This window comes from Paraburkholderia monticola, assembly GCF_001580545.1.
Taxonomy (GTDB): Bacteria; Pseudomonadota; Gammaproteobacteria; order Burkholderiales; family Burkholderiaceae; genus Paraburkholderia; species Paraburkholderia monticola.
In genome coordinates this window covers 172,035-198,520 of record NZ_LRBG01000036.1, presented here as the reverse complement: position 1 = coordinate 198,520, position 26,486 = coordinate 172,035, and the positions used below count along the sequence as shown (strand labels likewise).

At 63.9% G+C, this 26,486-nt stretch carries 24 protein-coding genes; 10 read left to right on the top strand and 14 right to left on the bottom strand.

Translation table 11 applies throughout. From position 1 onward, the window contains the following. Positions 1–387 precede the first annotated feature (387 nt). The gene (locus CI15_RS35650; protein WP_075643766.1) at positions 388–1,002 is read left to right on the top strand and encodes a tyrosine-type recombinase/integrase; all 615 of its coding nucleotides are present in this window, start codon (positions 388–390) and stop codon (positions 1,000–1,002) included. Between the two features lie 908 nt (positions 1,003–1,910). Here CI15_RS35650 and CI15_RS23960 read toward each other — a convergent pair. The 11 genes from CI15_RS23960 to CI15_RS23910 form a co-directional block, all read right to left on the bottom strand. After that, positions 1,911–2,288, bottom strand: coding sequence for a helix-turn-helix domain-containing protein (locus tag CI15_RS23960; RefSeq protein WP_062132126.1), 378 nt, complete (start codon positions 2,286–2,288; stop codon positions 1,911–1,913). Next, positions 2,285–3,454 carry an NAD(P)/FAD-dependent oxidoreductase gene (locus CI15_RS23955; RefSeq protein WP_062132123.1) on the bottom strand — a complete coding sequence of 390 codons (1,170 nt, stop codon included), beginning with the start codon at positions 3,452–3,454 and terminating at the stop codon, positions 2,285–2,287. The genes CI15_RS23960 and CI15_RS23955 overlap by 4 nt, the downstream gene beginning before the upstream one ends. Further along, a complete protein-coding gene (locus CI15_RS23950; RefSeq protein WP_062132120.1) occupies positions 3,451–4,845 on the bottom strand; it encodes an FAD/NAD(P)-dependent oxidoreductase in 1,395 nt (464 codons plus the stop codon). Before CI15_RS23950 ends, CI15_RS23955 begins: the two co-directional genes overlap by 4 nt. Next, entirely contained in the window at positions 4,830–5,144 is a 315-nt protein-coding gene (locus tag CI15_RS23945) for a (2Fe-2S)-binding protein (protein ID WP_062132117.1), read from the bottom strand. The genes CI15_RS23950 and CI15_RS23945 overlap by 16 nt, the downstream gene beginning before the upstream one ends. Beyond that, complete coding sequence (locus tag CI15_RS23940) at positions 5,141–6,985, bottom strand: ABC transporter ATP-binding protein (protein WP_062132113.1); 1,845 nt, start codon at positions 6,983–6,985, stop codon at positions 5,141–5,143. The genes CI15_RS23945 and CI15_RS23940 overlap by 4 nt, the downstream gene beginning before the upstream one ends. After that, positions 6,985–7,935 (bottom strand): ABC transporter permease, encoded by a 951-nt coding sequence (locus CI15_RS23935; RefSeq protein ID WP_062132111.1) that lies wholly within the window; start codon positions 7,933–7,935, stop codon positions 6,985–6,987. The genes CI15_RS23940 and CI15_RS23935 overlap by 1 nt, the downstream gene beginning before the upstream one ends. Beyond that, the gene (locus CI15_RS23930; protein ID WP_062132108.1) at positions 7,932–8,885 is read right to left on the bottom strand and encodes an ABC transporter permease; all 954 of its coding nucleotides are present in this window, start codon (positions 8,883–8,885) and stop codon (positions 7,932–7,934) included. The genes CI15_RS23935 and CI15_RS23930 overlap by 4 nt, the downstream gene beginning before the upstream one ends. A 63-nt stretch (positions 8,886–8,948) precedes the next feature. Continuing rightward, positions 8,949–10,565, bottom strand: a complete 1,617-nt coding sequence (locus tag CI15_RS23925; protein ID WP_062132105.1) for an ABC transporter substrate-binding protein — start codon at positions 10,563–10,565, stop codon at positions 8,949–8,951. 91 nt (positions 10,566–10,656) lie between these two features. Then, positions 10,657–11,931, bottom strand: a complete 1,275-nt coding sequence (locus tag CI15_RS23920; protein ID WP_062132102.1) for an NAD(P)/FAD-dependent oxidoreductase — start codon at positions 11,929–11,931, stop codon at positions 10,657–10,659. Between the two features lie 67 nt (positions 11,932–11,998). Then, on the bottom strand, positions 11,999–12,667 hold the full coding sequence (locus CI15_RS23915; RefSeq protein WP_062132099.1) for a haloacid dehalogenase type II: 669 nt from the start codon (positions 12,665–12,667) through the stop codon (positions 11,999–12,001). A 221-nt stretch (positions 12,668–12,888) separates the two neighbouring features. Beyond that, positions 12,889–14,367, bottom strand: coding sequence for an aldehyde dehydrogenase family protein (locus tag CI15_RS23910; RefSeq protein WP_062132095.1), 1,479 nt, complete (start codon positions 14,365–14,367; stop codon positions 12,889–12,891). A gap of 278 nt (positions 14,368–14,645) precedes the next feature. On the opposite strand from CI15_RS23910, the gene CI15_RS23905 reads away from it, so the two are divergent. The 4 genes from CI15_RS23905 to CI15_RS23890 all read left to right on the top strand — a co-directional run bounded on the left by CI15_RS23905 (position 14,646) and on the right by CI15_RS23890 (position 18,582). Next, complete coding sequence (locus tag CI15_RS23905; RefSeq protein ID WP_062132092.1) at positions 14,646–15,518, top strand: GNAT family N-acetyltransferase; 873 nt, start codon at positions 14,646–14,648, stop codon at positions 15,516–15,518. Positions 15,519–15,523: 5 nt separating this feature from the next. Next, positions 15,524–16,450, top strand: coding sequence for a 2-hydroxyacid dehydrogenase (locus tag CI15_RS23900; RefSeq protein ID WP_062132089.1), 927 nt, complete (start codon positions 15,524–15,526; stop codon positions 16,448–16,450). A gap of 183 nt (positions 16,451–16,633) precedes the next feature. Further along, complete coding sequence (locus CI15_RS23895) at positions 16,634–18,031, top strand: aspartate aminotransferase family protein (protein WP_062132087.1); 1,398 nt, start codon at positions 16,634–16,636, stop codon at positions 18,029–18,031. 53 nt (positions 18,032–18,084) lie between these two features. Further along, positions 18,085–18,582: an Lrp/AsnC family transcriptional regulator gene (locus CI15_RS23890; protein ID WP_062132083.1), complete on the top strand. Its 498-nt coding sequence runs from the start codon at positions 18,085–18,087 to the stop codon at positions 18,580–18,582. 4 nt (positions 18,583–18,586) lie between these two features. Here the strand turns inward: CI15_RS23890 and CI15_RS23885 are convergent, their stop codons facing one another. Then, entirely contained in the window at positions 18,587–19,543 is a 957-nt protein-coding gene (locus tag CI15_RS23885; protein ID WP_062132080.1) for a LysR substrate-binding domain-containing protein, read from the bottom strand. Positions 19,544–19,679: 136 nt separating this feature from the next. On the opposite strand from CI15_RS23885, the gene CI15_RS23880 reads away from it, so the two are divergent. Genes CI15_RS23880 through CI15_RS23865 form a run of 4 tightly spaced genes read left to right on the top strand, consistent with a single transcriptional unit; the run spans position 19,680 to position 23,530 of the window. After that, positions 19,680–20,762 carry a tartrate dehydrogenase gene (locus CI15_RS23880; RefSeq protein ID WP_062132078.1) on the top strand — a complete coding sequence of 361 codons (1,083 nt, stop codon included), beginning with the start codon at positions 19,680–19,682 and terminating at the stop codon, positions 20,760–20,762. A gap of 33 nt (positions 20,763–20,795) precedes the next feature. Next, positions 20,796–21,770: a M14 family metallopeptidase gene (locus tag CI15_RS23875; protein WP_062132075.1), complete on the top strand. Its 975-nt coding sequence runs from the start codon at positions 20,796–20,798 to the stop codon at positions 21,768–21,770. A 43-nt stretch (positions 21,771–21,813) separates the two neighbouring features. Next, a complete protein-coding gene (locus tag CI15_RS37175) occupies positions 21,814–22,005 on the top strand; it encodes a hypothetical protein (RefSeq protein WP_153041177.1) in 192 nt (63 codons plus the stop codon). 52 nt (positions 22,006–22,057) lie between these two features. Then, a complete protein-coding gene (locus tag CI15_RS23865; RefSeq protein ID WP_062132070.1) occupies positions 22,058–23,530 on the top strand; it encodes an NAD-dependent succinate-semialdehyde dehydrogenase in 1,473 nt (490 codons plus the stop codon). Between the two features lie 338 nt (positions 23,531–23,868). On the opposite strand, the gene CI15_RS23860 is transcribed toward CI15_RS23865, so the two are convergent. Beyond that, positions 23,869–24,684, bottom strand: coding sequence for an SDR family NAD(P)-dependent oxidoreductase (locus tag CI15_RS23860; RefSeq protein WP_241495908.1), 816 nt, complete (start codon positions 24,682–24,684; stop codon positions 23,869–23,871). Positions 24,685–24,842: 158 nt separating this feature from the next. Then, positions 24,843–25,757, bottom strand: a complete 915-nt coding sequence (locus CI15_RS23855; RefSeq protein ID WP_062132067.1) for a LysR family transcriptional regulator — start codon at positions 25,755–25,757, stop codon at positions 24,843–24,845. A gap of 332 nt (positions 25,758–26,089) precedes the next feature. Here CI15_RS23855 and CI15_RS36675 point away from each other — a divergent pair, with 332 nt between their 5' ends. After that, positions 26,090–26,461, top strand: coding sequence for a hypothetical protein (locus CI15_RS36675; protein ID WP_062132065.1), 372 nt, complete (start codon positions 26,090–26,092; stop codon positions 26,459–26,461). Positions 26,462–26,486: the final 25 nt, after the last annotated feature.

The window sequence follows — 26,486 nt, the reverse complement described above, 5'->3', positions numbered from 1 at the left end:
CCGCGGACATTCCCGGAAACGGGCGTCCGCTTTTTGCCCTAAGTCGGACAGAGTTGATCGCATGCTATCTGGCTGGCTTGGGTCGCGAGTACACATCGGCGGCGGGCGTGACCGGTCATTCGGGACCGGCGACGTGCGAACGGCCGGAAAGCGGCGGTCAGCCGCCTGACCATGACGGAGACTCGAACGACGGCAATGGCCGAAGATTACCTGTAGGCCTTCGGGCAACATTCTCATGCAGACCAGCCGCCCGGGTGAAGGCTTCGTTAGATCGCTGAAAGGCAACACCTGGTCGGGCCGGGTGCGAACCTCGATCAAATCCGCCCAAAGCGGTCGTCGAGGACGGGTAACACAACAAAACTCTCATCATCCCTGTGGGAGTCTGTCATGAAAACCGGACAACCCCGTGAGGCATTGAACAAAGGCAAGCTGGTCGGCCAGAAGCCACCGCTGAGGCCGAAAGACGTCTGGGCGATCCGGATCTACCTTCAGAATGCTCATGCTGTCCGCGATCTCGCCCTGTTCAACCTTGCAATTGACAGCAAACTGCGTGGTTGTGATCTTGTCAGTCTGCGAGTCCGCGATGTCACGCATGGCAATCAGGTCCTGGCGAGGGCGCAAGTCATTCAGCGAAAGACACAACGCCCTGTCCAGTTTGAACTGACCGAGTCGACCCGGAAGGCGGTCGGCGCGTGGCTTGGAAAGGCTGCTCTGAGGTCGGAGCAGTACCTCTTCCCAAGTCGGCTGTTGGCGTCCCCGCATCTTTCAACCCGGCAATATGCCCGGATGATTCGTCGATGGGCGGATGCCGCCGGGCTTGATCCGACAGCGTATGGCACGCATTCGATGCGCCGCACGAAGGCAACCCTGATTTACAAACGCACAAAGAATCTCAGGGCGGTGCAGTTGCTACTCGGCCATAGCAAAATTGAAAGCACAATCAGATACCTGGGCATCGAAGTCGACGACGCGCTTGAGATTTCGGAGCAGACCGAAATCTAGCGCAGCGGGTTCTGGCCGCGCGAAACGAGCTACACCCCGGTTTGTGCGGCCACTCTGCACCGCGGCGCTCCTAGGGCAAAACCAACGGACATGTGCCGGCGTCGCCGCGAAAGGACAACCATCTTAGCGGCCGCTCCGGCCCGGAAACCTACCCGACTGCCTATGTGTTCGACTCGGCCATAGCCGACGCTCAGCGTCCAGCCACCGTACGGCCGCAGCGCTTTGCTGTCGTTCGCGATGAGATGCTGTCGAACGTCGGCTTCCGGGAACGGCGAACGAGTCTTCACGACCCGAAGCGCTCCTACGCGGTGCGTTAACGAACGTCTCAAGTCGGCCCCTAATTGGCCGCAGGGAATCGGTCAACTCGCGGGAGGCTTATTTCCGGAGCAGCAGCGATTGCCACGCCGCGGCGCCATCTTCCGCGCAGCACGAGACGCAGACCGCAACGATGACTACCGGCAATTGCAGGGGTTACTGTTCAGGATTGACCGTCGACTTTAGTCTGGAAGCGATTCGACGCTGGTTTTCATCGGGATGCAGAGGTTCCGGCGGCGTATGCGTGCGACCACGCTAGGCGGCGCTGGACAATTCCCTGCAGCGCGGATCCTCGACGGAACAAAACTCCATGACAAGGCATTGCGCAAAAAATCCATGGAGCGGGTGCAGAGGACGACACCCGCGCGAACTACCCTGCCGCTCCGGCCCCGTGCAGATCGCTGTCATCGTCCTTTCGAGGATCGCGAACATCGAGCGCAAGCACACGGCTGACATCGCGCGCGAACTCCTCCATGACCCCAACATTCCCGGGTGTCTCTTTCGGCTCGTTGATGGTCCCGAAAAAAGAGCGATTTTTCGCCCGCCTACTGAGTTCGCACCACAACCCCTAGGCAGCCGTTCTGTTCCGGGTGTCAGCGAAGCCGCGTATGCGTAGCAGTACCGCCGTCACCCGCATGGCTGGCATTTGCCGCCGCGCGTTTCATGAACGTACTGGGCGTCATCCCACAGCAACGCTTGAAATGGCGGCCGAAATGACTCTGATCGAAGAAACCGACCTCCGTCGCGACCACCGATCCCGGCACTCCTTCGAGCAACAGCGTCTGCGCGCGCTGGATACGCAACCGGCACAGATAGCGATACGGCGACGATCCGTATTGCTGCCGGAACACCGTGGCAAAACGCGACACGCTGAGCGCGGACAGCGCGGCAAGTTGGGCGAGCGTCACTGGTTCGTCGAAGTGAGCTTCGATGAAGGCGCGGGCGGCACTGAGGCTGAGAGACTGTTTCATGACGTCACGATGGTCGAGCGGACCGCCTGCTGTTTCGCGAAACGCCGGATGGAGAACGCGTCGAGAGAAATCGCCGTGCTGCCCGTGTCGACGAGTTCCGCCAGCGTCTCGCCAACGCCCGGACCGATCTGAAAACCCGAACCACTGAAGCCGAACGCGTAGAACAAACCGTCGACCTGGCTGCTCGGGCCGATGACCGGCTCGCTGTCTGGCAGATAGCTTTCCACGCCGCTCCACACGCGAATGACATGCAATGGCGCCAACGCTGGCACGAGCCGTCGCATCTGCGCGAGTTGCCGCACGGTATTGATGGGCAATACCGAGGCGCGGCTCGTCGCTGCATCGGCGGGACCGGGCGGTCCCCCGCCGACGATAATGTTGCCGCGCGGAATCTGCCGAAAGTAAATGCTCTCGTCCTTCACCGACGTGAACACGCCCATCGACGACTTGAACACGTAGGGCACCGGTTCGGTCACACACATTTGCGGGCCGCGTGCGGTAAGCGGCGCCGTTTCGCCGAACTGTTCGGTCAGCCGGCTCGCCCATGCGCCCGCGCAGATCACAAGTTGAGCCGCCCAGTAAACATCGCCGCGAGCGCTTTCCACGCGAAACCGTCCCGCGTCCTTTTCGACACGAACGATCTCCGTCTCTTCGATCACCTGCGCGCCGAGCCGCGCCGCTGCGCGGCCAAACGCAGGTGCGGCGAGGCGCGGGTTGGCGTGGCCATCGAGCGGCGAGATCGAGGCCGCCAGCACCTCACGGCAGAGAAACGGAAAGCGCCTGAACATGGCCTCGCCGTGCAGCACTTCGAGTTCGAGCCCGTAGGCGCGCGCGTCGATCGCGTATTGGTCGAAATTCTCTACGTCCTGCTGGTGGTAGCACACGCGCGTATGGCCAGACGGCAGGAACTCGATATCTTCGCCGAGCAGTTCCGCCGAACGTTGCCACGTGCGCAGCGCGCGGTTGGCCATCGCCAGTTGCGGCAGCGCGCGGCCTTGCCGGCGAATGCCGCCGAAGTTCACGCCGCTCGCCTGCTGTCCGGTCAGTCCGCGTTCGAGCAGAATCACCGAGCGATTGCGCTGGCGCAGAAAGAACGCGGTCGTCGTTCCCATGATGCCGCCGCCGATCACGATCACATCGGCCTCGTTGCGGGTCGTCGCGCTCATTCGATCACCTCGTCGCCCGGCTGCTCGCTCACTTCTTCCGTCAGCGCCACGGGTAGCGGTTTGACCGGCGCCTGGCCACGCAGCCGTCCCACCGACGACAGCGGCACGCTCGCCGCCGCCGCGATGATTTCTGAGCCCGCGTGGCCACAATAGCGTCCCTGGCAGCGGCCCATGCCGACGCGAGAAAATGCCTTCGCGCGATTTGCCTCTTTAGCGCCGGTCGCCCGCACCACGCGGCGCAATTCACCCGCCGTGATCGCCTCGCAACGACAAACGATCGTCTCGTCAGGCAGCGACGCCGCGAACTGCGCCGGCCACGGAAAGGCCTGCCGCAAGCCTGCGGCAAAACGCGTGAAGCGCGCGAGTTCGGCGCGCAGTTGCTCCACTCCCTCGACCGCCATGCCCTGATCCTGCAAAGCCGCCAGCGCTGCGAGCCGGCCGGCGCGTTCCGCCGCGTCGGCGCCGCGCACGCGCGCACCGTCGCCCGCCAGATAGACGCCTTTGATGCTGCTGCGGCCGTCGGCGTCGATCTGGGGAAGCCACTGTTGCGTGTCCTCGTCGAACAGGAAGCGACAGCCCGCGAGATCCGCGAGTTGCGTCTCGGGCCGCAGGTGGTAGCCGAGCGCGACCGCGTCGCAGGTCAGTTCGAGGCGCTTGCCGCTCGCCAGCGCGAGCTCGACCGAGCTCACGCCGTCGTGCGCCGTGCCCTTGATTTCGAGCGGCTGCACGCCGCGATGAACCGGCACGCTCGCGCCGGCCAGCACGCGCGTCAACGCGATGCCTTTGCGGAGCGCGGCCGGAATCGCCAGCAGGCGCGGGAACGCGACCACGCGCTGCATGAGCGTCGAGGTGTCGAGCACCGCCGCAACCTGCGCGCCCGCTTTCACGTACTGCGCGGCCACGAGATACAGAAGCGGCCCGCTGCCCATCATCACGATGCGCGAACCGATCGCGCAGCCCTGCGATTTCAGCGCGACCTGCGCACCACCGAGGCTGTAAGTGCCCGCGTGGTGCCAGCCCTTGACCGGCATCAGTCGGTCCGTCGCGCCACTGCACACGATCAGCGCGTCGAACGCAAGCGTGTGATACCGCGTGCCGGTCACGAGATGCGCCATGTTCGGCGAAATATTCCAGACCAGCGTTTCCGGCAGATAGTCGATCCGGCTCTTCAACGCATCGAAGCTCTGATGCACCGATGCGGCGCGCTCAGCCTCGGTGCCGTACAGGGTCTCGTAGCTGCGCGAAAACCCTTCCGGCTGCCGCCGGTAAATCTGCCCGCCGTCGCGCCGCCCTTCGTCGACCACGACAGGCCGCAGCCCCGCTTCGACGAGCGCCTGCGCGGCGCGCACGCCCGCCGGCCCAGCCCCGATCACCACTACGCGCGCGGCCATACACCCTCCGCGGCTTCGGCCAGCTTCGTGACGATCGACATACCCGGCACCGCCGGCGTGCTGCAGGCGCGCACGCGTTCGCCTTGCGCGGTCCATACCCAGCAGTCCTGGCAGGCGCCCATCAGACAGAAACCGGCACGCCGGCCGTCGCCGAACTCGGAGTCGCGCAACGTACCCGTGCCGGTCAGCAACGCGACCATCAGCGTGTCGCCTTCGGCCGCCTCGCACTCGACGCCGTCGACGGTAATCGGAAAGGTCTTGCGGCCCGTTTCCGCGACGCGCACAAATCGTCCGCTCATACCGGCGTCGCCTCCACGGTCTGCAAACGGTTCAGTTCGGCGGCCGGATGGTGGCACAGAATCTCCGCGCCCGAAGGCAGCTTCTTCAGCGACGGTGGCGTCATGTTGCACTTGCCGTCGATGCGTACCGGACAGCGCGCGCGAAACGAGCACAGTTCGGCGACGTCCGCGCTCTCGCCCATCGCCGGCAAAGCGGTCGCGACCATGCCACGGCGCGCGTCGAGCCAGCCGGGCTTCAACGCCGGCACGGAATCGACCAGCAAGCCGGTGTACGGGTGATACGGCGGCGCCGCGAGCACATCGCGCTGCCCCGCTTCCACGCGATGCCCCGCATACAGCACGATCACTTCGTCGCAGATCGCACGCACGGTGGAGATGTCGTGGCTGATGAACATGTACGAGACGCCCAGTTCACGCCTCAACTCGGCGAGCAGATCGAGGATCGCGGCGCCCACCACCGTGTCGAGCGCCGAGGTCACTTCGTCGCACAGAATCAAGGCGGGATCGGCGGCGAGCGCACGCGCCAGATTCACGCGCTGCTTCTGGCCGCCTGACAATCCAGCCGGCGTGCGCGTGGCGATGGAGGCCGGCAGCTTCACCAGATCGAGCAGTTCCAGCATGCGTTTCTTCGCGGCCGAACCGCGCAGATGGTGATAGAACGCGAGCGGCCGTCCGAGGATATCGGCGATCGAACGACTTGGATTGAGCGCCGTGTCGGCGTTCTGGAACACGATCTGGATCTGTCGATACTGCTCCGGGGTGCGGTGCGAGATTTGCGCGGGCAGCGGCTCGCCGTTGAACAGCACCTCGCCGCCCGCCCGGTCGACGAGGCCGGCCACCACGCGCGCAAGCGTCGTCTTGCCGGAGCCCGATTCACCGATCACGCCGAGCGTGCTGCCGCGCGGGATGGACAGGCTGACGTCGTCGAGCACGCGCACGGCGGGAGCACCCTGTTTGTCGATGCGGCCATAACCCGCTGACAGTCCGCGAATCTCGAGCAGCGGCGGCACGTGTTCGCCGAACTCTTGCGGCAACGTCAACGCGGCTTCAGGGCGGCGAGTCGCCGCCAGCAACTGGCGCGTGTAGGCATCCACCGGCGCGTCGAGCACCTGCGCGACCGCACCGTTTTCCTTCACCGCGCCGCCGTTCAACACGACGATGCGGTCCGCCATCTGCGCGACCACGGCCAGATCGTGCGACACGTACACGGCCGTGGTGCCCAGTTCGCGCACCACCTTCTTGAAGGCCGCGAGCACTTCGATCTGGGTGGTCACGTCGAGCGCGGTGGTCGGCTCGTCGAACACCACGACGGCCGGATCAGTGATCAACGCCATCGCCGCCATCAGACGCTGCAACTGGCCGCCCGACACCTGGTGCGGATAACGCTCGCCGATCGTTTCCGGCGCGGGCAGCGCGAGCGAGCGGAACAGTCCGATCGCTTTGGCGCGCGCGGCGTCTTTCGTCATCAGGTGATGCAGCAGCGCTGGCTCAGTGACCTGATCCATGATCGTGCGCGCCGGGTTGAAACCAGCCGCCGCGCTCTGTGCGACATACGCGACGGTGCGAGCCCGCAGCGCGCGGCGCCCCTTCGCATCGAGCGACAACACGTCGAGCTCGCCGATGCGCACCGAGCCGCCGCTGATCGTGCAGCCCGAACGCGCATAGCCGAGCAGCGACAGCGCGATGGTGGTCTTGCCCGAACCGGACTCGCCGATCAGCGCGAGCACTTCGCCCTTCTTCACCGCAAAATCGACACCCTTGACGATCTCCGTCACCGGCCCCGGCGCCGCACCCGCGACGACTCTCAGGCCCTTCACTTCGATCATGTCCCGCTCAGCCATCACGCACCTCCGTGGCCACGGCTGCGACGCCGCAGATTGTCGATCAGCAGATTCATCCCGATGGTCAGCGTCGCGATCGCGACGGCCGGCATCAATACGGCGGGCGCGCCTTCCGACAGACCACCGATGTTCTCGCGCACGAGCGAACCCCAGTCGGCGTTCGGCGGCTGCACGCCGAGACCGAGGAAGCTCAGCCCGCTCAGCAGCAGCACGATGAACACGAAGCGCAGGCCGAAATCGGCGAGCATCGGATGAATCATGTTGGGCAGCACTTCGACCCGCGCGATATAGAAGATGCCTTCGCCGCGCGCCCTCGCCACCTGCACGTATTCGAGGCCCATCAGGTTCACCGCGAGCGAGCGCGAAATGCGAAACGCGCCGGGGATGTAGGCCACTGCGGCGACCATCGTCAGCATCGGAATCGACGAGCCAAATGCGGCGATCACGACGAGCGCGAATACTTTGCTCGGGATCGAAATGAGCGCGTCGAACAGACGGCTCAGGATTTCATCGACCCAACGGCCCGACACCGCCGCGAGCAGGCCGAAGAACGTGCCGATCACGCTGGCGAGCACCGCCGCGGCGAGCGCGAGCCCGACCGTGTAGCGCGCGCCATAGAGAATGCGGCTCAGCATGTCGCGGCCGAGATAGTCGGTGCCGAGCGGATAGGCCGCGCTGTAGCGGCCGAAGATTTCTGTCGAGGTCAGCGTGCCGCCCTTATACGGCGCGACCAGCGGGCCGATGAACGCGACCAGCAGCCAGAACGACACCATCAGCAGGCCGATCAGGCCGAGCACGGAGAAGCGGTGCACGAGGCGTTTGAGCAGGCCGTGTTTCGGCGCTGCCGCTTCCACCGGCGCGGGCTCGACGACCACCTCGTCACGCCGCACGTCGTATAGCTCCGTGGTGGCGTGAGGAACGTGGTGGGGGTTGGTAGATTGGCTCATCATCGACGCAGCCTCGGGTTGGAGAGGATTTGGCACAGATCGGCGATCAGCACAAGCGCGAGATACGCGGCGCAGAACACCATCACGCAGCCCTGCACGAGCGGCATGTCGCGGTTGGTCACCGCGTCCACCATCAGACTCGCGAGGCCGGGATAGTTGAAGATCGACTCGACGATCACCACGCCGCCGAACAGATACGACAGGCTCAGTGCCACGGCGTTGGCAATCGGGCCGATGGTGTTCGGCAACACATGCCGCCACACCACGCGCACCGGCGAGGCGCCCTTGAGCAAGGCCATTTCCACGTACGACGCATTGAGTTGGTCGAGCACCGCGGCGCGCGTCATGCGCGCCATCTGCGCGACGAGCACGCAGCACAGCGTCATCACCGGCATCGCGTAGATGCGCAGCAGCGCTCCGAATGAATTGACTTCGGAGAGATAGGAGAGCGCCGGCAGCCAGCGCAGCTTGACGGCGAAGATCAGCACGGCGATCGTCGCGATCAGGAATTCCGGCACGGCCACGGTGGAAAGCGTCAGCACGTTCAGTGCGCGGTCGAGCAGCGAGCCGCGAAACATCGCCGACGAAATACCGATCGTCAGCGCTACCGGCACCGAGACCAGCGCCGTGAGACCGGCCAGCACCAGCGAGTTCGGCAGGCGCGTCGCGATCAGTTGGCTGACGGGCAGATTGTTCGACAGTGAGGTGCCGAAGTTGCCGCTGAGCACATGAAGGAGCCACACGACATAGCGTTGCAGCGCGGGCTGGTCGAGGCCGAACTGATGCCGCAAGGCGGCCACGGCTTCGGGGGTCGCCGCCTGGCCGAGCGCCTGCTGGGCCGCGTCGCCGGGAAGCAGCCCGGTGATGGCGAACACCACGGCCGACACGAGCAGCAGGGTGAGCAGCGCAAGGCCGAGTCGCGCGACGATGAGACGTTGCGCATGTGCTTTCATCACGAGCCACCTCCGTAGTCTGATGCCATTCCAACCCGTCGACCAGCGCCGCACCAACCCAACTCAGGTTTCAAGCCAGACGTTTTCCGCGAACATGAAGCCCATCAGCCCGGCGAGCGGAATCGAGCCGAGGCCCTTGAGCTTGTTCGTATACGCATCGAGTGAACTCTGAAACAGCGGAATGCCGATGCCGCCGTTTTCATGCACCAGCACCTGCATATCGCCATAGATCTTCTTACGTTTGGCGTCGTCCGGTTCCCCGCGCGCGGCCAGCAGCATCTGATCGAACTTCGGGCTTTTCCAGTTCGCTTCGTTCCACGGCGCGTCCGACTTGAAGAACTGCGTGAAAATCACATCCGCACTCGGACGCGCGTTGACGTTGCCGAAGCCGAGCGGATGCTTCATCCAGTGGTTCGACCAGTAGCCGTCGGCGGGCACGCGCGTCACCTGCAGATTCAGGCCGGCTTGCGGCGCGACCTGCTGAAGGAACATCGCCATTTCAACCGACCCATCCGCGGCCGGCGAAGCGAAAATCTGGATCGGCGCGCTGCCGACCTTGGCCTTCTGGAAATAGAACTTCGCCTTGTCCGGATCGAATGCACGTTGCGGCAAGCCAGCCAGGTAATACTTATTGGTCGGATCAATCGGCTGGTCGTTGCCGATCGTCCCGTAACCCTGGAAGATCGCCCGGCGCATCTGCTCGCGGTCCTGCAGATACATCATGCCCCGACGAAAATCGTCGTTGCCGGTAATGCCGCCTTCGTCGCGCACGATCAGGTCGGTGTACAAACCGGTCTTCGTCTCCAGCACCGAGAAACCACCCGCACTCTTGATCTGCGTGGTCGAACGCGGGGTCAGCGCGTTGATCAGTTGCACGTCGCCCGAAAGCAGCGCGTTCACGCGCGCCGATTCGTCGCCAATGCCGATCAGTTCGACCTCGTCGAGATGCGGCATGCCCGGCTTCCAGTACTTCTCGTTTTTCACGCCGACAGTGCGCACGCCCGGCGAGAATTCCTTGACCTTGAACGGGCCGGTGCCGATCGCCGTTTTGAAGTCCTTGGTGCCGTCCTTGATGATCTGAAAATGCGAGGTGGCAAGAATCACCGGCAGATCGGCGTTTGGACCTTCCAGCGTGATAGTCACTTCATTCGGGCCGGTGGCCTTCACTTCCTTGATCTGGTCGGCCAGCGTCTTGGCTTTCGAAGCGGTAGCCGGATCCTTGTGGCGCATGATCGAGTACACCACGTCGGCCGGCGCGAGCGCCTTGCCGTCGTGGAACTGCACGCCGTTGCGCAACTTGACGACCCACACCGTGGCGTCTTTCGTATCGAGCGACGTCGCCAGTGACATCTTCGCGCCGAGGTGCGAGTCGAGTTCGGTCAGGCAGTTGTAAAACAGGAAGCCGCGAACGTAATCGGTACTGAGCGCGCCCTTGGCGGGATCGAGCGTATCCGCCGCGGAGGCGGACTGCGTCGCCACGCGGATCTTGCCGCCCTGCTTCGGTTTGGCCTGAGCCAGGGCAGCACCGCTCGCGCTCAGCAAACCAGCGCCGGTGACGGACATCATGCCGGCCGCGGCCATCGCGCGCAGCACGTCGCGCCGCGAGGCGCCTCTGGCCGTCAAGCGCTCCAACCCGGTGCCGAGTTCTAGAGCGCCATGCTGCGAGTTTTCCTTAATCATCGAACTTCTCCGCGGGGGTCAGCAATGAGGTTGAGCAGGGGTGGCTGCGTGGTTTTGACTGCCTAATCGAACAACATCGAACAACGAACGATCAATAGAAAATGTCTTTGATGCGGTAGTACGTCCCCACGAGCGGCAGGAACCAGGGTTTGCCGGTGTGGCCGGGAATTGCGGGCCATTCGGACTCGCGCCACGGATTCTGGTCGTCGTGGCCGTCCATCACGTCGGCCATCACCTGGCCCATGTGCGTCGACATCTGCGTGCCGTGGCCGCTGTAGCCCATCGAGAAATAGATGCCGTCGTGCTGGCCGGCGTGCGGCAGACGGTCGGCGCTCATGTCCACCAGACCGCCCCAGCAGTAGTCGATGCGCGCGCTCGCAAGCATCGGGAACATCGTGGCGAGGCCTTGTTGCAGGATGCGTCCGCTCTTCGCATCGGACGGCTGTTCGGACGCCGTGAAGCGCGCGCGGCCGCCGAACAGCAAACGCGAATCGGGCGTCACGCGGAAGTAGTTGTGCATCAAACGCGTGGTGGTGTACGCGCGCCGGTTCGGGAACACTTGCGCCAGCAGATCCGGCGACACGGGCTCCGTCACGACGATGAATGAGCCGACCGGTGCGAGACGCCGCCGATACCAGCCGAACGGACCCTGCCGCGACGGACCGGTCGCGATCAGCACCTGCTTCGCGCGCACTTCGCCGCGCGCCGTGGTGATGCGAAAGTCGCCGCCGTCCTTCACGATCGCGGTAACCGCAGCGTTCTCGTACAGCTTCGCGCCTCGCCGCACGGCGGCCTCGGCGAGACCGACCGCGAACTTGCCCATATGCATCTGGCCACCGTGCCGTTGCAACAGTCCACCGAAAAAACTGTCGGACTGGATTTCGCTGCGGATACGGCTGCGGTCGATCAGTTCGATGTCCGTATCGACTTCACGGCGAATCAACTCCGCCGTCTTCTCCAGATGCGCGAGGTGATGCGGCTTGGACGCCAGCTTGAGCTTACCGGTCGCGATGTAATTGCAATCGATGCTTTCCTCGCGAATCAGCCGCTCGACTGTGTCGACGGCATCCGAAAACGCGCGGTAGCAGGCACTCGCACGCTCCACGCCGAGCTGCGCGACCAGCGCGACGAAGTCCTGCGCGACCCCGGTATTGACCTGCCCACCGTTGCGCCCGGACGCACCGCCGCCGATGCGGCCCGCGTCGAGCACGGTCACCGTCGCCCCGCGCTTGCCCAACGCGTGCGCAGCCGAAAGTCCGGTGAAGCCGCCGCCGATCACCACCACATCGGCCTGACTGTCGACCGGACCCTCGCACGCCGAAAGCAGGGACGGCGCCGTGTCGAGCCAGTAGGAATCGAGCTTCATCCGGTCAGTCCTTGTGATAGGCAATGAGCGAGGCGACGGGCAATCCTTGCGCGTAAAAGAGCGGCGCTTACAAACCGAGTTCCGAAGCCAGATGCGGAATGTCGTCGACCTCGTGGTACTGGTAATACGGTGTGGAGGGTTCGTGGCCCCGCTTGACGAAAGCCTTGTGCTTGATGCCCAGGTCGTGCGCGGTCATCAGGTCGTAACGCAAGCTCGACGAAACGTGCAGCACGTCTTCCGGGTTGCAGTTCAACTGGTCGAACATGTATTCGAAGCCTTGCATGCGCGGCTTGTACGACTGCGCCTGCTGGGCGGTGAAAACCGCATGGAACGGTGCGCCGAGCTTGTCGACGTTGCGCTGAATCTGGTCGTTCGAGGCATTCGACAGGATCACCAGCTTGTACTTTTTCGCGAGACGCGACAGACCTTCCGGCACGTCCGGGTGCGGCCCCCAGGTCGGCACCGCTTCATAGATGCTCTGGGCACCCGCCTCGTTGAATTCGACGTTCATGCGCTTGCAGGCGCGGCGCAGCGCGTTGACCACCACGTCGCGATACGGCTTCCAGGCGCCGAGCACTTCGTCGCGGCGATAACCCGAGTAAAACGCAATGAGCTTCTCCATGTCTTCGCCGTTCAGCAGGTGGCCGTACTGTTCGCGTGTCATGTCGGCCATGTGAAACTTGATCAGCGTGCCGTAGCAATCGAAGGTGATGTATTTCGGTTCGAACTCGATCATGGTGCAGTCCTATCGTGGTGGTGAGCTCGCAGCCGGAGCTCATTGGCGAAAACAGGAAAGGCTCATTCCTGTAAGAGATTTAATCAGCGCAAAAACATAGATGTTCCTGATTACGGCGCTGCTGGTGACACAAACCATGCGTTTTTGAGGCGCTTGACAGCACAGAATGCGGCGATCGGGCTGAAAGCCTTGTCTGCTATGCGTTTGCGGCCGGCATACGGTCAGGCGCGCAGGTCGATCAATACGCTTTTGAAGCGCAGGTTCGCCTCATAGGCCTGGCGGCCCAGGTCCTTGCCGATGCCGGAGCGCTTGTAGCCGCCCGTGGGAATCATGAAGTCCGAGGTGCGGCCATAGCGGTTGACCCACACCGTGCCCGCTTCGAGCCCACGCACGAAACGCAGCGCCCGGCCCAGGTCAGCGGTATGGACACCGGCCGCGAGTCCGTACTCGGGGTGCTGCGCGAGCGCGAGCGCTTCTTCTTCGGTGTCGAAAGTTTGCAGCGTCAGCACGGGACCGAAGACTTCTTCACGCACCGCTTCGGAGTGGGCCGTGACGTCCGTCAGCAAGGTGGGGGTATAGAACGCGCCGTCAGCGCCACCGTCCGCCCTGACACCGCCATGGCGCAGCGTCGCGCCGGCCTCCAGCGTGCGTGCCACGATGCTTTCGATGCGCGCCGCCTGCGGCGCCGAGATGATCGGCGAGAGCGTGGTGCCGGCGGCCCAGGTTGCGCCGGGCTTCAACTCGGCGAAGATCTTGCCGATGCGCTCGGCGAGCGGCTCGGCGAGGCTTCGCTCGACCAGCAGACGCGAGCCCGCCACGCACACCTGTCCCGCGTTGCCCGTGATCGCACCCGCAATGCGGCGCGCCACGTCGTCCAGACGCGGCGCGTCGGCGAATACGATTTGCGGGCTCTTGCCGCCCAGTTCGAGCGTGACCGGCTTGGTGCCGCTGTTCGCGCAGGCGGCCATGATCGACGCGCCGGTCCGCGTGGAGCCCGTGAACGTGACCTTGCTGATTTTCGGGTGACGCACCAGCTCGTCGCCGGTCACGCTGCCATCGCCCTGGACCACGTTGAAGATGCCCGCGGGCACGCCCGCCCGCACGGCCAGCTCGGCGAGCCGCAATACCGAGAACGGCGTCATCTCCGATGGTTTGAGCACCACCGCATTGCCCGCCGCCAGCGCCGGGGCGATCTTCCAGGAGGCCATGACCAGCGGGAAATTCCATGGCGCGATCGCGCCGATCACACCGTAGGGCTCGGCGATCGTCATGCCGAGATGATCGTGATCGGTGGCCGCCACATCGCCGCCCAGCTTGTCGGCGAACTCGGCGTAGAAGCGAATGCCTTCGGCGGTGAACGGCACATCCCAGCCGATCGCCTGGGCAATCGGCCGCGTCGAGCCGAGCGCTTCCAGCCGGCCGAGCGTCGGTGCGTCGGCTTCGACCAGCTCGGCAAAACGGCGCAGAATCTTCGCGCGTTCACGCGGCGCCATGCATGCCCAGCCACTGTGTTTGAAAGCCTGCCAGGCGTTCTCGACCGCGCGGTCCACCACGGCGGCATCGGCGAGCGGTATGGACGCATACACCACCCCGTCCGACGGCCGCGCCACCGCGATGCGACGCTCGCCCGCCTCCACATATTCACCGCCGATGTAATGGCCGCTGCGAATCGCGACGTCGTCCGGATTGAAGCTGTCCATGAGAAAGGGTTCCTGTGTGACTGGCTAGTGGTCCGTGCTGCGGGTTTCGAGCACGCCGCCGCCATGACAAAATCGTAGAGCCGCGGGCCTGGCATATGTCGCCGACAAAAATCGCCACGCAGCAGAACTCACCTGTAATGCGCGCCCAGACCTCGCGTTTTGCATCGAATTTCGATGCGGCCCTTTCCGGGGCGCACGATAAAAAGATCGTCCTAGTCACGCCGCGCACCGGATGACAAAGTGACGGCGTAAGCCTTCAGTCAACCAGGGAGCACGGCGTGTCCGATCCGATTACCTACAGACGCTTCACCCTCGACGACATTGCTGCCGCGCACGCGTTGACCGTCGAACTCAAATGGCCGCATCGCGCGGACGACTGGAGGTTCGTCGCACTGCTGGGCGTCGGCTTCGTAGCCGAAGACGCGAGCGGCCTGATCGGCACCGCCCTGTGCTGGAAATACGGCACCGAGCGCGCCTCGCTCGGCATGGTGATCGTGTCGCCGGCGCACCAGGGGCGCGGCATCGGCAGACGGTTGATGGAGCTCGTGCTCGAAGAACTGGGCGGGCGCGTCACCTTTCTGCACGCCACGCTCGCGGGTCAGCCGCTGTATGAAAAGCTCGGCTTTCACGCGGCCGGCACGCTCGACCAGCATCAGGGCGCGGCATTCCAGCCGCCGCTCGTGTCGCTGCCACCGGGTGAGCGTTTGCGCCCGCTCGGCTCGAGCGATACCGTGCGCCTGATTGAACTGGCCTCGCGTGCGAGCGGTCTGGACCGGGGCGAAGTGCTGCCCGCGCTGCTCGGCACCGCCGACGGCATCGCGCTCGACCGCGACGGCGAACTGATCGGCTTCGCGCTGTTCCGCCGCTTCGGACGCGGCTTTGCGATCGGTCCGGTGGTCGCGCCCGCCTCCGAAGAGTCGAGTCGCGCCAAGGCACTGATCAGCCACTGGCTGGCGCTGAACGAAGGGGTGTTCGTGCGTATCGATACACCGGGCGAAAGCGGTCTGACCGAGTGGCTGGAACAGTTGGGATTGCCGCGCGTCGACACGGTCATCAAGATGGTCCGCCCCGTCGTGCCGGGAGAACCCGCGGGCGGCGGCCAGGATGCGCACTACGTGCAATACGGCATCATCAACCAGGCAATCTGCTGACCCTCATGGCCTTCCTCTATAAAGCCGACCCGACGCGCGGCGCCCAGTGGGCCAAACTTTTCGCACAGAAGGCACCCGATCTGCCGTTTCATATCTGGCCCGATCTGGGCGATCCGGCCGCGATCCGCTACCTCGCCGCCTGGCAGCCGCCTGAAGATCCCACGCGCCTCTTCCCCAATCTGGAAATCGTGTTCTCGGTCGGCGCCGGCATCGATCAGTTCGATCTGTCGGGCGTGCCTGAGCATGTGCCTGTCGTGCGCATGATCGAGCCGGGGATCGTCGAAGGCATGGTCGAATATGTCACGCAGGCTGTGCTGACGATTCATCGCGACCTGTTCGACTACTGGCTTCAGCAACAGCAGCAGGCCTGGCGCGAGCTGCCGCTCAAGCCGGCCAGCGAGCGCCGCGTCGGCGTGCTGGGGCTCGGCGTACTGGGCACGGCCGTGCTGGAACGGCTGCGCCTGTTCGGCTTCGCCTGCGTCGGATGGAGCCGTTCGGCTCGCGAGATCGAAGGCGTGCACTGTTATGCGGGCGAAGGCACGTTGGATGCGTTTCTCGCGCGCACCGATATCCTGATCTGCCTGCTGCCGCTCACGTCCGCCACGCGCGGACTGCTCGACGCGCAGTTCCTGGCGAAGCTGCCGCGTGGCGCGTCGCTGATTCAAACGGGCCGTGGACCGCATCTGATTCAGCAGGATCTGCTCGCGGCGCTCGAAAGCGGCCAGTTGCGCAACGCCATTCTCGATGTCACCGACCCCGAACCGCTGCCCCCCGGCCATCCGTTGTGGACGCATCCGCGGGTGCGCATCACGCCGCATATCGCCAGCGCGACGCGGCCGGAAACCGCCGTCGACGTGGTGCTGGAGAACCTGCGCCGGCATCGCGAAGGCCTGCCGATGCTGGGTCAGATCGACCGCACTGCGGGCTATTGAGTGCACAGCGAGGCGCGAGGCCCGCGCGGCGCGGCTTTTCAGCGCCCGCAGCAGAAAATGCTAAGGCCATGCATCAAAACGCGTCGCGCGCGCTTTTCAGGCAATTGTTTAGGTGAGCAGGCGATCGTCGCTGATCAGTAGTATGGAACGGTCAACAGCCCCTTCCCGCGACGAGAAACCATCATGCCGATTCAATCGCTCATCGAAGCCGACCGCAAGCATCTGATCCACCCGGTCATCAACTACCGCGCGCACGAAGCACACGGCGTCACCGTCCTCGACTCCGCCAGCGGCGCGTTTCTGCGCGACGCGGCCGGCAACGAACTGCTCGACGCGTTCTCCGGACTGTGGTGTGTGAACGTGGGCTATGGTCAGCAGAGCATTGTCGAGGCAGCGGCTGCGCAGATGCAGAAGCTGCCCTACGCGACCGGCTATTTCCATTTCGGCTCCGAGCCGGCCATCGAATTGGCGCAAAAGCTGGTCGAGCTGTCGCCCGCTTCGCTGCAACACGTGTACTTCACGCTCGGCGGCTCGGATGCGGTGGACTCGGCGCTGCGTTTCATCACGCACTACTTCAACGCGACGGGCCGTCCGTCGAAGAAGCACACCATCGCGCTGGAGCGCGGCTATCACGGCTCGTCGACGATGGGCGCCGGGCTCACCGCGCTGCCCGCGTTCCACCGCAACTTCGATCTGCCGCTGCCGAACCAGCATCATCTGCCGTCGCCCTACGCGTACCGCAATGACTTCGCCGACGATGCCGCGCTGATCGCCGCCTCGGTGGCCGCGCTCGAAGCGAAAGTGGCCGAACTCGGCGCCGACAACGTCGCCGCGTTCTTCTGCGAACCGATCCAGGGCTCGGGCGGTGTGATCGTGCCGCCGGTCGGCTGGCTCAAGGCGATGCGTGAAACCTGCCGTAAGCTCGGCGTTCTGTTCGTCGCCGACGAGGTCATCACGGGATTCGGCCGCACGGGTCCGCTATTCGCCTGCCAGGCCGAAGACGTCGAGCCCGATCTGATGACGGTGGCGAAGGGGCTGACCGCGGGCTATGCGCCGATGGGCGCCGTGCTGATGTCGGACGAAATCTACCAGGGCATCGCGGACGGCGACGCCGAAGCGGTGGTCGGCCACGGCCATACGTATTCGGCGCATCCGGTGAGCGCGGCCATCGGCCTCGAGGTGCTGCGCCTCTATCACGAAGGCGGGCTGCTTGCGAACGGCGTCGCGCGCGCGCCGCGTTTCGCGCGCGGGCTCGACGCGCTGCTCGCGCATCCGCTGGTGGGCGACTCGCGCCACCGGGGTCTACTCGGCGCACTCGAACTCGTCGCCGACAAGGACAGCAAGGCGCGCTTCGATCCGGCGTTGAAACTGTCCGAACGGATCGCGGCCTCCGCCTATCAGAACCGACTCGTGTTCCGCGCCTTCGGCGACAACATTCTCGGTTTCGCACCGGCGCTCTCGTACACCGAGGCCGAGTTCGACCTGCTGTTCGAACGGCTCGAAAAGACCCTCGACGACGTTCTCGCGCAAGCCGACGTGCGCGCCGCGTTGAAGGTCAAAACTCATGCCGCTGCATGCTAGAGTAGAGGACCACCTGAGCCATCCAGATCCATCGCCGGAGCGACGACGTTACGATGAGCAGCGACTGCAAGCTAGACCGGATTGACCTGCGCATACTTTCCCAGTTGCAGAAGAAAGGCCGCATAACCAACGTCGAGCTTGCCGACGCGGTTGGCCTGTCGCCCAGTCCTTGCCTGATCCGGGTCAAGCGTCTGGAGAAAGCCGGCTACATCATCGGCTATGGTGCGCAGATCCAGCTCGAAAAGCTCGGCGACGTGCAGATCGTCTTTACCGAAGTCACGCTCGCCGATCATCGGCGGGAAGACTTCATCAAGTTCGTCAATGCGATTCGCGACGTCGACGAGATCGTCGAGTGCCATCTGGCCAGTGGCGGCTATGACTATCTGCTGAAGTTCGTGACGCGCAGCGTGAGCCACTACCAGAGCATCATAGAGAGTCTTCTGGAACGCGATATCGGTATCGAGAAGTATTTCAGCTACGTCATCATCAAGTCGCCGTTCGTGAAGAGTCATTACCCGCTCGAAACGTTGTTCTCGCAGAATCATCACTAGGCGTTCAACGCCCGACAACCCCGCCCATGTCCACGCCGGCCGAGCCTTCGGCCGGCGGACTCCATTGCGCGAATTCCTCGCTCAGAAAGTCCACACAGACCCGCACCTTCGCCGATTGCGCGAGCCGTGCCGGATACACGGCCCACAGATTCGCCGGTTGCGTGACCTCGGGCAGCACCTGTTGCAGCTGGCCGCTTTCGAGCAGAGGCCGCGCATCCCACAACGACCGCAGGACAATGCCGCGCCCGGCAAGCGCCCACTGAACCGCCACTTCGCCGTGATTGGTCGACAGCGGCCCCGTGACCTTGACCGGGACCACCTCACCGCGGACCGTCAACCGCCACAGACCGAAAGGATGGTCGCGCTCCTTGATCGCAAGACATGCATGCGATGAAAGGTCGGCAAGCTGGCGCGGCGCGCCATGCCGCGCGAGGTAGTCAGGCGAGGCGCATAGCACGCGATGATTCGACGCGAGCCGGCGCGCGATCAGATGCGGCGCGATCTCGTCGCCGATGCGCACATCGAGGTCGAAGCCTTCGCCGCCGACGTCGACGAGACGGTCGAACAGATCGAGCCGCACGCTCAGTTGCGGATAGCGCTCGGAGAAACGCGCAAGTGCGGGCGCGAGGAAGCGCCGGCCGAAGCCGAAGCTGCTCGAAATGCGCAGCTTGCCGGCGGGAATGCGGCGCGTGGTGGAGACGTCTTCCACGAGCTGATCGACATCGTCGAGAATCTTTTCCGCCCACGTATAGACGCGCTCGCCCGCTTCCGTGATCGCCACCCGGCGCGTGGAACGGTGCAGCAAACGCGTGCCGAGCGTAGCCTCGAGCACATTGATGCGTTTGCTGACATACGCCGCGGACACCGACAAGGCTTCCGCCGCCGCGCTGAAACTGGACTTGCGCGCCACTTCACAGAACACGCGCAAATCGCCGAGATCGGGTGATGGGACAGCGCTCATAGTTGGATGAATGGCGGCGCGGTTTGTACACGAATCGTGCACAGTGGCTTAACTGAAGCGACCATTTTAGTCTCAAACAGCGGGAATAAAATAGCCGTTATCGAATCGTTCAGAAGCCCCGACGGAGAAGCACAACATGTCGAACAAATATCGGATCGCGGTCATACCCGGCGACGGCATCGGCGTCGAAGTCATGCCAGAAGCTATTCGCGTGCTGGACGCCGTGCAAAAGCGCTTCGGCATCGAACTCGAGTATCAGCACATTGATTGGGCGAGCTGCGACTACTACGCGAAGCACGGCAAGATGATGCCGGACGACTGGAAAGCGCAACTGCAATCAGCCGATGCGATCCTGTTCGGCGCGGTCGGCTGGCCCGATACCGTGCCCGATCACATCTCGCTGTGGGGGTCGCTGCTGAAGTTTCGCCGCGAGTTCGACCAGTACGTGAACCTGCGGCCTGCGCGCCTCTTCGCGGGCGTGCCGTCGCCGCTCGCGGGACGCAAGGCCGGCGACATCGATTTCTGGATCGTGCGCGAGAACACCGAGGGCGAGTACTCGTCCGTGGGCGGCGTGATGTTCGAAGGCACCGAACGCGAGTTCGTGCTGCAGGAGTCGGTGTTCACGCGGCACGGCAGCGAGCGCGTCCTGAAGTTCGCGTTCGATCTCGCCCAGCGCCGCGCGCGCAAGAAGATCACCGTCGCGACGAAGAGCAACGGCATCGCGATCAGCATGCCGTGGTGGGACAGATGTGCAGCCGGCATCGCCGCGCAGTACCCGGACGTCACGTGGGACAAACAGCACATCGACATTCTCAGTGCGCGCTTCGTGCTGAACCCGGACCGCTTCGACGTGGTGGTGGCAACCAATCTGTTCGGCGACATCCTGTCCGATCTCGGCCCCGCGTGCACGGGCACGATCGGCCTCGCGCCGTCGGCCAACCTGAATCCGGACCGCAAGTTTCCGTCGCTCTTCGAACCGGTTCACGGCTCGGCGCCCGACATCGCCGGCAAGCACATCGCGAATCCGATCGCGATGATCTGGTCGGCCGCGATGATGCTCGACTTCCTCGGCCAGTCGAGCGGCAAGGAGCGCGAAGCGCACGACGCGATTCTCAAGGCGATCGAGGCGACGCTGATCGAAGGTCCGCATACCGGCGACCTCGGCGGAAAGGCGGGCACGAGCGAAGTCGGCCACGCAATCGCGGCCAGGCTAGCGTGAGCCACTCGCCTACTTTCTGCCAGGACACGCCCCATGAGCACGGAAGACTATCCCATCGAAGTCGAATTCCCCGATATTTCGGTCCACGAACAATCGGCGTCCGGCATTGCCTACGTCCATACGTTCGACTCGGGCGCCCCGGGTCCACACGTGATGATCAATGCGCTCACGCACGGCAACGAGGTGTGTGGCGCGATCGTCGTCGATGAACTACTGCGGCGCGGATTGCGTCCGCGGTGCGGGCGCCTCACGCTGGCATTCGCCAACGTCGCCGCGTATCGGCGCTTCGATCCCGCGAATCCGGATGCCGCGCGCTTCGTCGATCAGGACTTCAACCGCGTGTGGACCGCCGCCGTGCTCGACGACACCTCGCGCACCTCCAGCGAACTGACACGGGCGCGCGCGATGCGGCCAGTGATCGACAGCGTCGATGCGTTGCTCGATCTGCACTCCATGCACGAGAAGAGCCAACCGCTGATCGTGGCGGGACCGCTGAAAAAGGGCATCGATCTCGCTGTGCGGCTCGGCACGCCCGCTACCGTGATCTGCGATGAAGGCCATCCCGAAGGCCGCCGCATGCGCAACTACGAAGGCTTCGGCGACCCCGCCAGCCCTAAGAACGCGCTGCTGATCGAATGCGGACAGCATTGGGAGCGCAGCGCGGTCGCGGTCGCGCGCGATACGACCGCGCGCTTCCTGCTGCTCTCCGGTGTAATCGACGAAGCGGACTTGCCGGCCGGGTGGATCGCGCCGTTGCCGCCCGCGCAGCACATCGTTCGCGTGACGCAACCGGTGGTGGCCACCAGCATGGATTTTCGTTTCGCGGCGCCATACCGAGGTCTGGAGATCTTCGCCGAAGCGGGCGCCGTGATCGGCTGGTCCAACGGCGAGCCAGTCGTCACGCCGTACGACAACTGCATGCTCGTCATGCCGTCGCTGCGGCAACTCCGACCCGGCGTGACCGTCGTACGGCTGGGCAGGGTCGAGCAGACGGTGACGAACGCCTGATAAAGCGGCCAATGAAGCGGTCCGTGCCCACTCAAGAGGTAACGTGAAGATGAAGGTACAGCAACTCAAGCAAAGCGTGAATCTGCAGAATCTCGAAGACTGGGGCAAGGCGGGACTAACCGGCACGACGCCGATTCAGGTGTCGGGGTGGTCATCTCCGGCGCACAGCAGAAAATGCTGTAGCCCGTCGAAAATAAGTGTCGCGCTCGCGGCGAACCGCTATTCGTTGAATTAATCGGCGGCGTCGCACGCGTAGCATTTAGCCTTCCCTATGAAGGAGTCGTTCGATGTCTCTCGCCCTCACCCGCGGTGATCTGATTCGCCGGCACAATTTCATTGACGGACTATGGGCCGGCGCGTTCGACGGCGCCTGCTTCGCGGTCAGCAATCCAGCCACCAGCGAGACCATCGCCGAGGTGGCAGACAGCGGCACCGTCGACGCACGGGCCGCCACCGACGCCGCGGCTCGCGCGTTTCCTGGCTGGCGCGACATGCTTGCGCGCGAGCGTGCGGAGATTCTACGGCGCTGGCATGCATTGATCGTGGCCAACACGGAAGACCTCGCCAGACTGATGTCGATGGAGCAAGGCAAGCCGCTCACGGAAAGCCGCGGCGAAGTCGCGTACGGCGCGTCGTATGTCGCCTGGTTCGCCGATGAAGCAATCCGCATCTATGGCGATCTGATCCCGCAACAGCAGCGCGGCAAGCGCATGAGCGCGGTCAAAGAGCCGGTTGGCGTGGTCGCTGCGATCACACCGTGGAATTTCCCGCTGGCGATGATCGTTCGCAAGATCGCGCCCGCGCTCGCGGCCGGTTGTACCGTCGTCGCCAAACCCGCCGAGGACACGCCGCTCACCGCGCTCGCGCTGGCAGCGCTCGCGCAGGAGGCCGGCTTGCCCGATGGTGTGCTGAATATGGTGTCGGCATCGCGCGCGCAGGGCGTAATTGCCGTCGCCGACTGGCTAGCCGATCCGCGCGTGCGCAAAATCACTTTCACCGGCTCCACACCGGTAGGCAAGCATCTCGCGCGCGAAGCGGCCGGCACACTGAAGCGGCTCTCGCTCGAACTCGGCGGCAACGCGCCGTTCATCGTCTTCGACGACGCCGACCTGGACGCAGCCGTGACCGGCTTGATGGCGGCGAAATTCCGCAACGGCGGCCAGACATGTGTGTGCCCGAATCGCATCTATGTGCAGGGCAGCGTCTACACGGACTTCGCGAATCGGCTGGCGAAACGCGTCGCCGCCCTGACGGTCGGACCCGCAACGGACCCGGGCGCGCAGATCGGTCCGATGATCAACGCGCGTGCGGTCGACAAGATCGCCCGCCATGTCGATGAAGCCGTCCAGCGCGGCGCGACCGTGCTGGTGGGCGGTAGGCGTCTGACGGAGCTCGGCGCGAACTTCTACGCGCCGACCGTGCTCACGGATGCTAACGACGATATGCTGTTCTGTAGCGAAGAAACCTTCGGACCGATCGCGCCGCTGTTCCGCTTCGACGACGAGGCGCAAGCGCTCCGCCTTGCGAACGCGACCCCCTACGGCCTCGCCGCTTATTTCTACACGCAGGACGTGCGGCGTATCAACCGTGTTGCCGGGCAGCTCGAGGCGGGCGTAGTGGGTATCAATGAAGGCGCGGTATCGAGCGAGGCGGCGCCGTTCGGCGGCGTGAAGGAATCCGGCTATGGCCGTGAAGGCTCGAAGTACGGGCTCGACGACTACCTCGCGGTCAAGTACATGTGCCAGGGCGGCCTGAATTAATCTTCGGGAGACAGAGGAAATGGAGATTTGCGAATGACCGTGATTCGAGGTGCGGGGCACGCGCAAAACTTCCTGTGAATCGTAACTCGCTGTCAACCAGCGAACCCAGTTGCCGTGGCGGCGCCCCCATCGCAACCACCACGTCGGCAGCAGGCGCAGCGGTGAAGCTGTCTATCGCTGCACCGCCGCTTTCCTGTGCAAATCTCACGCGCTCGGCTCGAGAGATCGACGCCGGTCACATTGTTACAGGCGTCCCTGATTTGCCGCGCCATTGGCAAACGAGGTCCAGAAAGATAGATGCGCGAGGCATTCGAACAGCGCTCAGCAAGCGGCGTGGGTCAGGCAATCCATCCACCGTCCACCGTCAGACTCTCGCCGGTCGTGTAGCCTGCTTCGGGGCTGGCGAGATAAGCGACGGCCGCCGCGATTTCTGCCGGTTTGCCGAAACGGCCCACGCTTGCGAGCTTTGTCATCGTTGCGTGGTCTTCCGTGCCGGGCTGTGGAGCAAGTTCTGTATCGATCGGCCCGGGTTGAACGGCATTCACGGTCACGCCATATTTGCCGAGTTCGCGCGATAGCCCGCGAGTGAAGCCTCTGATGGCGAACTTCGAGGCGATGTAAAGTGTCACGCCAGGCAGTGGCGCAGCTTCGCCAAAGGCCGACCCCACGTTGATGATGCGTCCCGAGCCTGCCGCGACCATTCGCGCTGCCGCGTCTTTCGCCAGCTCGATCGGCGCACGAACATTCAAGTTGAAGTGTGTGTCATATGACGTCTCCGACGAATCGAGGAATGGTCCATACTCGACCGTGCCCGCGTTGTTAACAAGGATGTCGAGCCGCCCCTCGAAGCGGCCGCCAAAGGCACCGTTCAACGAGTCGATGAGGCTCTTGACGCCTTCCGGCTGCGACAGGTTGGCGCCCACAGCTTCAGCCTCGCCGCCGGCATCGCGGATCTCATTGACGACTGTTTCGGCGCGCGCCGGGCTCGACGCATAGTGAACAATGACCGACGCGCCATCGCGTGCAAGACGTGCCGCAATAGCTGCACCAATTCCACGCGAAGCGCCAGTAACCAGGGCGAGTTTGCCTTTCAGAGCTTGAGTCATGGTTTTCCTCAACAGGTAGGTTTCGAAGCGGTCTTCCGGCTTGAGCAACCGGGAGAGACCGCCGTATCGGAGCCAACGTTTTCGTGCATTGGTTGATGCGTATCCTCCGCTCAGGTGGCATCGCCCGGTAGTCACGGGTGGGGAATAGCTCCTATTCCTGCTGCGAGGGGGCAGATCGGGACAGTTGGCGCCTGGCTGCGCAGCGGCTAGCCGGTGGGGTCCTCGCTGGATTTGCGCTCATTGAGGAGGTGTTCGACAAACGCGACGAAAGCACGCGCCTTCGTGGTTGCCATACGGCCGGACGGAAAAACTGCCCACAGGTCGATCGGCGGTAACGTCCAGTCAGTCAGGACGGCCTGAACTGTGCCGCTCGCGAGTTCGGGGGCGAACATCCATTCCGAAGCGACAGCAAGGCCCATGTGAGCGAGTACTGCCGTGCGCATGCCTTCAGCTGCGTTCACGCTGATTCGGCCGGACAGGGTCACGGTTGAGTCGGAGCCGTCATTGCGGCTGAACAACCACGATTCACCACCACCTCGCACGGAGTAAACCACCGCCTGATGTCGGCTAAGGTCGGCAAGCGTTTGCGGAAGTCCTGCTTGCGCAAAATATGATGGTGTGCCGACGACAATCCGTCGCCCGGTGGAGATACGACGTGCGGTCATGGTCGAATCGTCCAGCGTGCCCATACGCAATGCGACGTCGACACCCTCTTCGAGCAAATCGACGGACCGATCATCTAGCACGATGTCGATGCTCAGATTGGGGTGTTGATCGAGGAAAGACTTTAGCGCTGGCAAGACGTGCAGCCGGGCGAAGGTGACGGCCGCACCTATGCGCAGTCGTCCGGACAAGCCATCCGACGACTCACGCACTGCCTGTTCGGCCTGCTCTGTCTCATCGATGGCCCTGAGTGCATGCTCATAGAACCGCTGACCGGCATCCGTCGGCGCCAGGCCACGTGTCGATCTTAATAGCAGACGGGCGCCCAGACGTTCCTCCAACTGTGCGATTGCCTTTGAGACGGCTGGTTGACCCAGCTTCAACCGGCGTGCGGCGGCAGAAAATGAACCTGCATCGATAACTGCTACGAAAGTCTCCATTGCCACCATGCGGTCCATGTGCATCCTCCAGGCAGGTTGTCAGCGAAAATGCGCAGTGTAGCGAAATGAAGAGCCTCTCCGGACCAGGCACGCGTTATCTGGCGCCGACGTCCCGTAGCGCGATCAGATGCCGAAACGCTGTGAATCCACCACGGCTGGATCTCAGCCCCCCATCGGGCTGTAGTCGGCGAGGTTGTGCAAAAGCATCTGAACCGGCAGGCCAGAGGAGCGGCTGGTGAGGCCGCGTGTTCGGAGTTGCCGGTTGCCTCCAGGGCTTATTGCGCTATGCCAGCGAGCCTGGTCAGGCGTGAGATCACGCGCCCGCCAGCTTCATCGCCCGGAGTGTCTTTGTGAATCAGAGAGCCCTGATTCCAGTGCTTCAGCGTGCCGAACACGTGTTCGACCGTTCTGCGCGGTATTGTCATGGCGTCAAGCTGGCGAACCAGGATGAGTTGCATTCTTTCGAGTACCGCTTTGTGCTCCCAACGCTGAATGCGGCGGTAGGGCTTGACCTCTGTTACGCTGATGTAGCCAATGTCAGTGCGTTGATTCTTTTCTTGCCCGTCCCCTCACGCGCTGCTTTGGCCATCGGGCTCAATTACGTCGGGTCGCTGCCGACGTTCGTAAATTCGTGGGGAACAATGATGGTGCCAGGTGTCAACGGCTACCTGGACATTCATCTGCGGTCGTTCGACATCTATTGCCGCTGGAATGGAATATGATCTTTACATATTCGCAAGGCGTGCA

What these genes read in the sequence shown, in the direction of transcription:
- CI15_RS23925 (WP_062132105.1), bottom strand. Translation starts at nt 10,565, where the DNA reads ATGATTAAGGAAAACTCGCAGCATGGCGCTCTAGAACTCGGCACCGGG.
- CI15_RS23930 (WP_062132108.1), bottom strand. Translation starts at nt 8,885, where the DNA reads ATGAAAGCACATGCGCAACGTCTCATCGTCGCGCGACTCGGCCTTGCG.
- CI15_RS23895 (WP_062132087.1), top strand. Translation starts at nt 16,634, where the DNA reads ATGCCGATTCAATCGCTCATCGAAGCCGACCGCAAGCATCTGATCCAC.
- CI15_RS23880 (WP_062132078.1), top strand. Translation starts at nt 19,680, where the DNA reads ATGTCGAACAAATATCGGATCGCGGTCATACCCGGCGACGGCATCGGC.
- CI15_RS23885 (WP_062132080.1), bottom strand. Translation starts at nt 19,543, where the DNA reads ATGAGCGCTGTCCCATCACCCGATCTCGGCGATTTGCGCGTGTTCTGT.
- CI15_RS23950 (WP_062132120.1), bottom strand. Translation starts at nt 4,845, where the DNA reads ATGGCCGCGCGCGTAGTGGTGATCGGGGCTGGGCCGGCGGGCGTGCGC.
- CI15_RS23935 (WP_062132111.1), bottom strand. Translation starts at nt 7,935, where the DNA reads ATGATGAGCCAATCTACCAACCCCCACCACGTTCCTCACGCCACCACG.
- CI15_RS23960 (WP_062132126.1), bottom strand. Translation starts at nt 2,288, where the DNA reads ATGAAACAGTCTCTCAGCCTCAGTGCCGCCCGCGCCTTCATCGAAGCT.
- CI15_RS23855 (WP_062132067.1), bottom strand. Translation starts at nt 25,757, where the DNA reads ATGGACCGCATGGTGGCAATGGAGACTTTCGTAGCAGTTATCGATGCA.
- CI15_RS23940 (WP_062132113.1), bottom strand. Translation starts at nt 6,985, where the DNA reads ATGGCTGAGCGGGACATGATCGAAGTGAAGGGCCTGAGAGTCGTCGCG.
- CI15_RS23910 (WP_062132095.1), bottom strand. Translation starts at nt 14,367, where the DNA reads ATGGACAGCTTCAATCCGGACGACGTCGCGATTCGCAGCGGCCATTAC.
- CI15_RS35650 (WP_075643766.1), top strand. Translation starts at nt 388, where the DNA reads ATGAAAACCGGACAACCCCGTGAGGCATTGAACAAAGGCAAGCTGGTC.
- CI15_RS23900 (WP_062132089.1), top strand. Translation starts at nt 15,524, where the DNA reads ATGGCCTTCCTCTATAAAGCCGACCCGACGCGCGGCGCCCAGTGGGCC.
- CI15_RS23875 (WP_062132075.1), top strand. Translation starts at nt 20,796, where the DNA reads ATGAGCACGGAAGACTATCCCATCGAAGTCGAATTCCCCGATATTTCG.
- CI15_RS23920 (WP_062132102.1), bottom strand. Translation starts at nt 11,931, where the DNA reads ATGAAGCTCGATTCCTACTGGCTCGACACGGCGCCGTCCCTGCTTTCG.
- CI15_RS23865 (WP_062132070.1), top strand. Translation starts at nt 22,058, where the DNA reads ATGTCTCTCGCCCTCACCCGCGGTGATCTGATTCGCCGGCACAATTTC.
- CI15_RS23915 (WP_062132099.1), bottom strand. Translation starts at nt 12,667, where the DNA reads ATGATCGAGTTCGAACCGAAATACATCACCTTCGATTGCTACGGCACG.
- CI15_RS23890 (WP_062132083.1), top strand. Translation starts at nt 18,085, where the DNA reads ATGAGCAGCGACTGCAAGCTAGACCGGATTGACCTGCGCATACTTTCC.
- CI15_RS23955 (WP_062132123.1), bottom strand. Translation starts at nt 3,454, where the DNA reads ATGAGCGCGACGACCCGCAACGAGGCCGATGTGATCGTGATCGGCGGC.
- CI15_RS23945 (WP_062132117.1), bottom strand. Translation starts at nt 5,144, where the DNA reads ATGAGCGGACGATTTGTGCGCGTCGCGGAAACGGGCCGCAAGACCTTT.